At 41.9% G+C, this 253-nt stretch carries 1 protein-coding gene; it reads right to left on the bottom strand.

Annotation, left to right across the window (positions count from 1 at the left end; all coding sequences use genetic code 11):
• The coding region (locus AAEY68_RS21365; RefSeq protein ID WP_502935721.1) for an RraA family protein at window positions 1–253 on the bottom strand (253 nt) is incomplete at both ends.

Raw genomic sequence — 253 nt, 5'->3', positions numbered from 1 at the left:
CGCTTTAACGTACTGCGTGGTGTTGAGCCAAGCGCCATAATAGGTAAATTTAAGGTAGCAAGAATCTCAATATCTCGGCAACAACCATTTATAACTATACCTTCCCAGCCATTTTTTAAAGCACGCTCTGCCATAATATCGCCAATAAATGCAAAGCGTTTACTAGCAAAGCCGTTAATAACCAGCACTTTACCTACGCCATTTTGATGAAGTATTTCAGCGGCAAACGAATTGTCATCGGGGCACGTTACAG

This window comes from Pseudoalteromonas sp. RB2-MNA-CIBAN-0110 (assembly GCF_040309305.1).
Taxonomy (GTDB): Bacteria; Pseudomonadota; Gammaproteobacteria; order Enterobacterales; family Alteromonadaceae; genus Pseudoalteromonas; species Pseudoalteromonas arctica.
The sequence above is the reverse complement of the archived record's forward strand: the minus strand, read 5'-3'. Positions and strand labels throughout refer to the sequence as shown.